Below are 5,755 nucleotides of genomic sequence, written 5' to 3'. Positions count from 1 at the left end.
TTGCCATATATACCCTCTTGATACTTGGTACTATACACCATGCATTTATGTCAATTGATTATTTATCAAAGAGCGCTTTAAAACATAATGTTATATGTTAATAATCAATAATATCCTTTTGAAATAATAGAAAAAATAATAAAACTATGCTAAGATTTCTCACATATTTAAATACAAATTTAAGGTAATGACAAACATGCTAAATAAAGTGATGTTAATTGGCTATTTAGGGAATGATCCCGAAAGCAAAACAATGAATTCTGGAACAGAAGTAGTCAATTTTCGTATAGCAACTTCTGAAAGCTATACTGATAAAAAGACCAATCAGAAAGTAGATAAAACGGAATGGCACTCCATTGTGGTTTTTAATCCACATTTGGCAAAAATTGCACTTCAATATCTAAACAAAGGTTCAAAGGTTTACGTAGAAGGCAAATTACAAACACGCAAATGGCAAGATAAAAATGGGCATGACCGTTACACAACAGAGATTGTTTTACCACAATTCAAAGGCGAGTTGTATTTGCTTGATGCAAAGAAAGAGCAATCTTCCCCTTCATCCGTTACTTCTCAAAATTATGCTATCGCTTCAGGGGCTGCTGATCATAGTGCACTCATTAATAATGATAGCATACCATTCTGATTGAAAAAAATATGACAAAAAGAAAAAAACGTGCAAAACGTGGTCGTCCTCGGATTAAAGGATGTATCAGAGAACCAAATGGTCGTATCTCGCGAGCAAAAATACCGCGTGAACCGATTGATAAATTGGCAATTGAAATGCGTGCCAAGCGATTTGGTTTGACCATAGAAGATGCTAAAAATCCGCTTTCCGCTACTTATATCGGACGGCTTTATCTGCAAGGTGTGATTAATCAAGATCAGTATGATGCTGCACAAAAATATCTTGAAGTGAAAAACAATTACCTATGTGCAAAAGCCTTACCAAATGCAATTTATGATGAAATGCCTACAACTTCTGATAACGGAGCAAGAGAGAAATGGGTACAGAAGGCAACAGACCATCTTTTAGCTGTAAAAGATGTTGTTCAAGAAGCTCAATGTTTACACCGTCAATATAACCTTCATGCCGCATTACAATATCTTGTCATAGAAGATCAATCACTACCACGCCTTGTGCTTTCATTGCGCATTGCTCTTAATGCGCTTCATAAACATTTTATACAAAACCGCTAAATTCAAGCAGCATTTTGAATATTAATAGAGATCTCTTTTCCAAGAGCAATGAGAGTGAATTCTAAGGCATCTAATTTTGTTGCATGGTTTAAATCCAACAATCGGTCAATTTGTATTGGGTGAAGTTTTAAAAGACGCACAAGATCAGCTTTGCGTAAGTCTTTTTCAATCATAGCGTTATGTATTGCAATTTTTAAAGTGACCAATGAAGAGACTTCAACAAAAGGATAGGTAACATCATAAATACCACACGGAACAAATTCACGATCTTGGAAACGCCCCATAATAACTGTTAAAAGTGCGTTTTTAGCATTTTCTAAAGCTTCTTTTTCATCGTTACCATAGGTAATAAATTCTTGAAAGTCTTTGCAAACGACAAGAAGAGTATCATTGTCATCTTTGATAAATTTAAGTGCATATTTCATTTACATCTCCATATTCAGACTTACTTTAGATCAAGATCTTTGAGAATTTTATTAACTAATCCCGTTCCTAATTCTTTTCGCGCACCATGCATTGGCAAAACCGTTTTTTTAGAACCAAGTCTTACAATTAAATGACCGCCTTTCCCCGAAGTAAAACTGCAACCATGCTTTGTAAGATATCTTTTTAATTCTTGGCTATTCATAAATATAGTATAACATCTAAAATGTTTAAATGAAACAAATATGTTGTTATTTATAGAAAATTAAAAAGCGGCTTTTAAAATACCAAGTTTAGATAAAAAAATAAAAAAATACAAAATATAGATTTTTTCTCTTGACAATGTGTAAAAAATTTTATTTAATGACGTTACTGCACTAGTCGTATTGTGTCTAAAATTCAAAAATATCCCCTAAAATTTGGTAAAATATTAAGCTTTTAAGATGGCTTAACGCGCTGTTTTTATTGATAAAATAGGCTAATCTATTTTGCACATATCAAAAGTCATTAAGTGACTAATGATGTCATTAATTCATTGCCTCAAAAGGAGCGAAGATGAAAGTAATTATCACCAAGCCAATGTGTGTTGTTGGCGATAACAAAAGCACTGTTCGTTTTGAAACTTCAACTCCCAATAATCCATTTGTAGAGATCTCCAATCAAGTCTATGCCCGTCTCAAGCGCGCCAATGCTGCTAAACCTTTTGTTGAGATCAAAACAAAAATAAAGCCTGACAAGGGAGTTGAACAAATTAAGCAAATAGAACAAGAACCAAACCAAACATCAACTGAAGAAACCTCTCTCGAAAAACCAAAAGTATCTAAAGCTTCCAAGCTATCAACACCTACCCCAAAAAAGGCTTAGAAGTTGAAATTAATCATCCACCAAAAATGGTATCTTCAACAGGCAAAAGATACCTTCACAAGCCTTCAAGCCCCTCGCCTTAATTGGGCTCTGCGTAATGCTCTAAACACCGCAGCAAAACAAGTTGAACGCTTTACTGAAAAGCAAGTTGCTGACATCTCATCAGCCCAAATAAAGCGTATAAGAAGAGGCGTTTATATTAAAGAAAAGGCGACAGCAAGGTTTCTTGAGACAGATATCATTGGTTCTGGAACACCAATACCTCTTAAATTTTTTAAAGTAAACGAAACAAAACACGGCGTGGCTTACACACTATTTGGAAAGAAAGAAATCTTACCCCATGGTTTTATCAAGGGAGGCAGTTTTCCAAAGCGTGTTGATTTGAAAATGGGAGGGAATGTGTTTCAAAGAGATGACGGAGATCAATTCCCCATTGCAAAACAAGAAGGACCTTCAATTGCTAAAGTGATGTCCAAGCCAGAGATTGCAAGTGCTATTGTAAAAGAAGCCAATGAAAGACTAATCAAAAACATACAGAGACAACTTAAACGTCAAGAATACGCCGCTAATAAAAAAGGCTAGATCATGTTCTCACGCTTTATCTATGTCTTACATATCCTTATGAGTTTAGGCATTACATATTCTTATTGCAATTTTAAAAACAGATTATCACTTATGTTTTGTTTTTTCCATAAAAAAATCAATAAAATCAATGAAAAAGGTACTTCCCAGCGGGTTGGCTTCGTTGCGGGGCAGGCTAGCGCGAACTATCGCTAGCGACAGAATTTTCAAATCGACTGTACATTGTACACTTAACACATTGATAAATAACAAATTTAATGTGTACACTGTACAGTATGTGAAACGTTTTCTTAGCAAGAAGTAATTTTTGCCACTTGACAATGTGGCGACAATATGAATAATCGAATCAGGTGCCTGAAAAACACCTTGATAGCAAGCGGATTGATTGTCGAAATAATCAGTTTTCCGCACATTAAAAGCTTTGACTCATTGTATGTTACACGCATATAATGACTTTGTCGGGTGTAGTTACGCTATACAATACCCTTTTGGGAAAAGCGTAACGACGGACTTGCTACCGTGTTTTTCAGCACCCGGCGCTTTCTAATTAAAGTGTCAATGAAAAACGTCTAAATAGCAAGGAGTTCTCATGAACACTCTTATTCCGATATCGGAACAAACCATTGATCAGGAAACTGTTCAAACGGTAAACGCTCGTGATTTGCACGCATTTTTGGAGATTACATCAAAGTTTGCAGACTGGATTAAAAATCGCATTAAAGAATGTAATTTTCGAGAAAATATAGACTTTATAGGTTTTTCTAAAAATTTAGAAAAAGGTGGGCGCCCAAGCATAGAATACCACATTACGTTAGACATGGCTAAACACCTTTCCATGATAGAGCGTAATGATAAAGGGCATGAAGCACGTCAATACTTTATCAAATGTGAACAGCTTTTGAAAAAAGTAGCAACACCACAAATCGATTACTCAACTCCCCAAGCCTTACTGGGTGTCTTGAATCACTTACAAAGCCAAATCAAACAGAAAGATCATGTGATTGCAGAACTAACTCCAAAAGCAAAGGCTTTAGAAGGCTTAAAACGCTCTGATGGTTTGTTTGGTCTTATCGAAGCAGCGAAGATGCTTGAAGTGCGACCAAAAGATTTAACCGATTACTTGCGTAAACATGATTGGGTCTATCGACGTGCTCCAGGAGCGCCTCTGTTACCTTATCAGGACAAAATCAAGAAAGGATTCATGGATTGTCCCGCTATTACAATTCAAAGACCGGATGGTACAGAGAAAGTACTCCCTTCAACAAAAATCACATCCAGAGGATTGGCATGTTTAAGAGAACAAATCCATGGGGGTGTACAATGAAGATAGATACCAACTTCTTATGCGATTTATGGATAGCATTATCCCAATTTTCTAATGATGAAAATGTGAGCGACAAAGATTGTAGTGCTCTGGTTCAAACTATGAATGCAATAGAAAAGGTTTTGATTTTAAAACTTCAAGATGAGATGCCAAGTATGTTTAAAATCTTAACAGTTCTAACAGATTTTGGCGATTCAGAACTGCCGCATAGCATGGATTCTTTGTTACGCGCTTATGAACCAAATTTCGAGAGCCCCATTAAAAAGGTTGCTTAAGTAAAACACATCTCCTCTCCCCGTTCTTAAAATGGGGAGGTGATCTAAAGATCAAGTTGTGAATGAGAGCCTAGACGCACTAAAATCAATCGGTCTTGACCAATCAAGCGATAAATCAACACTAAGTCAGGTCGAATATGGCAATCTCGATAATTGCTCCAATCCCCAGTCAATGCATGATCATGATATCGAGGTTCTAAAGGTTGATCATTTGCTAATGCTGCAATGATTTGGTGCAAATCAGTATCTAAAAGATGCCGATACCGTCCTTTCATTTCACGCTTGAAATCACGTTTGAAGATAGTGGTACGTTCAATCGTCCGCATAGAGATCATCAAATAATTCGTCTACGGAATGAAACTTTTTTAAGTTACCTTCCTCTAGTTCTGCAAAAGCCGCTATAGTTTCCGCATTAGGTTGAAACAAGAAGGACGGAATAGCTTTATCTTGCGCAATACGTGTCATCAACACTCTCACGACATCACTTACTGATAAACCAGAGGCTTGAATAACTTGATTAGCGATATTTTGAATTTCTTCTGGTACACGCGCCTGAACCATACGACTAGCAGCCATGATGAGCTCTCCTCTTGTAACTGTATTTCAATGTAATACAATTGAAGTTTAATTTCAACTATAAAGCGCATTTTTTAGAGTAGCGAGATCGTTTTGCTTAACAACCACTTGCTTTTTTAAAACTTCACCCACGTTTACGGCGCTCTTCTGTTACATACTTAAAAAAGGAGGCTGGTAAAACGTCTTTAGCTGGCTTTAAGCGTGCAAGTTCTTCATCTGTCAATGGTGGAGAATCTACGGCTTCCAAATCTTCTTTCGTGTAACTGCATCTTATGTCAAAGTTTTTTGTGAGAGCCAACAATTCTTGTGTAATTTGAAGTGTATTTGTTTTCATACCGGAATATATACCCGATTATACCCGATTGTCAATCATTCGTAACACCGTAAACTCTTACTTCTTATGGCAGAAAAAAAGGCATGGAGCCACTATGACTAAGAAAACGCGTAAGGGAATATCGCTTCGTGCGTTTGCCAAAAAGATGGGTGTTTCTCCTAATGCGGTGGCTTCTCGTTT

General features: G+C 36.4%; 11 protein-coding genes. 6 read left to right on the top strand and 5 right to left on the bottom strand.

What is annotated here, in order from left to right; all coding sequences use genetic code 11:
- Nucleotides 1–196: 196 nt before the first annotated feature.
- The gene (gene ssb, locus ACFIMX_RS03505; protein WP_375694041.1) at nt 197–643 is read left to right on the top strand and encodes a single-stranded DNA-binding protein; all 447 of its coding nucleotides are present in this window, start codon (nt 197–199) and stop codon (nt 641–643) included.
- Nucleotides 644–654: 11 nt separating this feature from the next.
- A complete protein-coding gene (locus ACFIMX_RS03500; protein WP_375694040.1) occupies nt 655–1,197 on the top strand; it encodes a hypothetical protein in 543 nt (180 codons plus the stop codon).
- A gap of 2 nt (nt 1,198–1,199) precedes the next feature.
- Here the strand turns inward: ACFIMX_RS03500 and ACFIMX_RS03495 are convergent, their stop codons facing one another.
- Nucleotides 1,200–1,622, bottom strand: a complete 423-nt coding sequence (locus ACFIMX_RS03495; RefSeq protein WP_375618941.1) for a type II toxin-antitoxin system HicB family antitoxin — start codon at nt 1,620–1,622, stop codon at nt 1,200–1,202.
- Between the two features lie 20 nt (nt 1,623–1,642).
- Nucleotides 1,643–1,825 (bottom strand): type II toxin-antitoxin system HicA family toxin, encoded by a 183-nt coding sequence (locus ACFIMX_RS03490; protein ID WP_038473253.1) that lies wholly within the window; start codon nt 1,823–1,825, stop codon nt 1,643–1,645.
- Between the two features lie 350 nt (nt 1,826–2,175).
- Here ACFIMX_RS03490 and ACFIMX_RS03485 point away from each other — a divergent pair, with 350 nt between their 5' ends.
- The 4 genes from ACFIMX_RS03485 to ACFIMX_RS03470 all read left to right on the top strand — a co-directional run bounded on the left by ACFIMX_RS03485 (nt 2,176) and on the right by ACFIMX_RS03470 (nt 4,665).
- Nucleotides 2,176–2,484, top strand: coding sequence for a hypothetical protein (locus ACFIMX_RS03485; RefSeq protein ID WP_375686505.1), 309 nt, complete (start codon nt 2,176–2,178; stop codon nt 2,482–2,484).
- A gap of 3 nt (nt 2,485–2,487) precedes the next feature.
- A complete protein-coding gene (locus tag ACFIMX_RS03480; protein ID WP_375694039.1) occupies nt 2,488–3,066 on the top strand; it encodes a hypothetical protein in 579 nt (192 codons plus the stop codon).
- A gap of 589 nt (nt 3,067–3,655) precedes the next feature.
- On the top strand, nt 3,656–4,390 hold the full coding sequence (locus ACFIMX_RS03475; protein ID WP_375680650.1) for an antA/AntB antirepressor family protein: 735 nt from the start codon (nt 3,656–3,658) through the stop codon (nt 4,388–4,390).
- On the top strand, nt 4,387–4,665 hold the full coding sequence (locus ACFIMX_RS03470; RefSeq protein ID WP_375694038.1) for a hypothetical protein: 279 nt from the start codon (nt 4,387–4,389) through the stop codon (nt 4,663–4,665). Before ACFIMX_RS03475 ends, ACFIMX_RS03470 begins: the two co-directional genes overlap by 4 nt.
- Nucleotides 4,666–4,709: 44 nt before the next feature.
- Here ACFIMX_RS03470 and ACFIMX_RS03465 read toward each other — a convergent pair whose 3' ends face one another.
- The 3 genes from ACFIMX_RS03465 to ACFIMX_RS03455 form a co-directional block, all read right to left on the bottom strand.
- Nucleotides 4,710–4,991, bottom strand: coding sequence for a type II toxin-antitoxin system YafQ family toxin (locus ACFIMX_RS03465; RefSeq protein WP_375694037.1), 282 nt, complete (start codon nt 4,989–4,991; stop codon nt 4,710–4,712).
- Nucleotides 4,978–5,241, bottom strand: a complete 264-nt coding sequence (locus ACFIMX_RS03460) for a type II toxin-antitoxin system RelB/DinJ family antitoxin (RefSeq protein WP_004861501.1) — start codon at nt 5,239–5,241, stop codon at nt 4,978–4,980. Before ACFIMX_RS03460 ends, ACFIMX_RS03465 begins: the two co-directional genes overlap by 14 nt.
- 124 nt (nt 5,242–5,365) lie before the next feature.
- Nucleotides 5,366–5,575 (bottom strand): hypothetical protein, encoded by a 210-nt coding sequence (locus tag ACFIMX_RS03455; RefSeq protein WP_375640300.1) that lies wholly within the window; start codon nt 5,573–5,575, stop codon nt 5,366–5,368.
- Between the last annotated feature and the right edge of the window lie 180 nt (nt 5,576–5,755).

The organism is Bartonella sp. AD24XZML (genome assembly GCF_042196485.1).
Classification (GTDB): domain Bacteria; phylum Pseudomonadota; class Alphaproteobacteria; order Rhizobiales; family Rhizobiaceae; genus Bartonella.
This window is presented reverse-complemented; position numbering and strand designations above follow the sequence as displayed.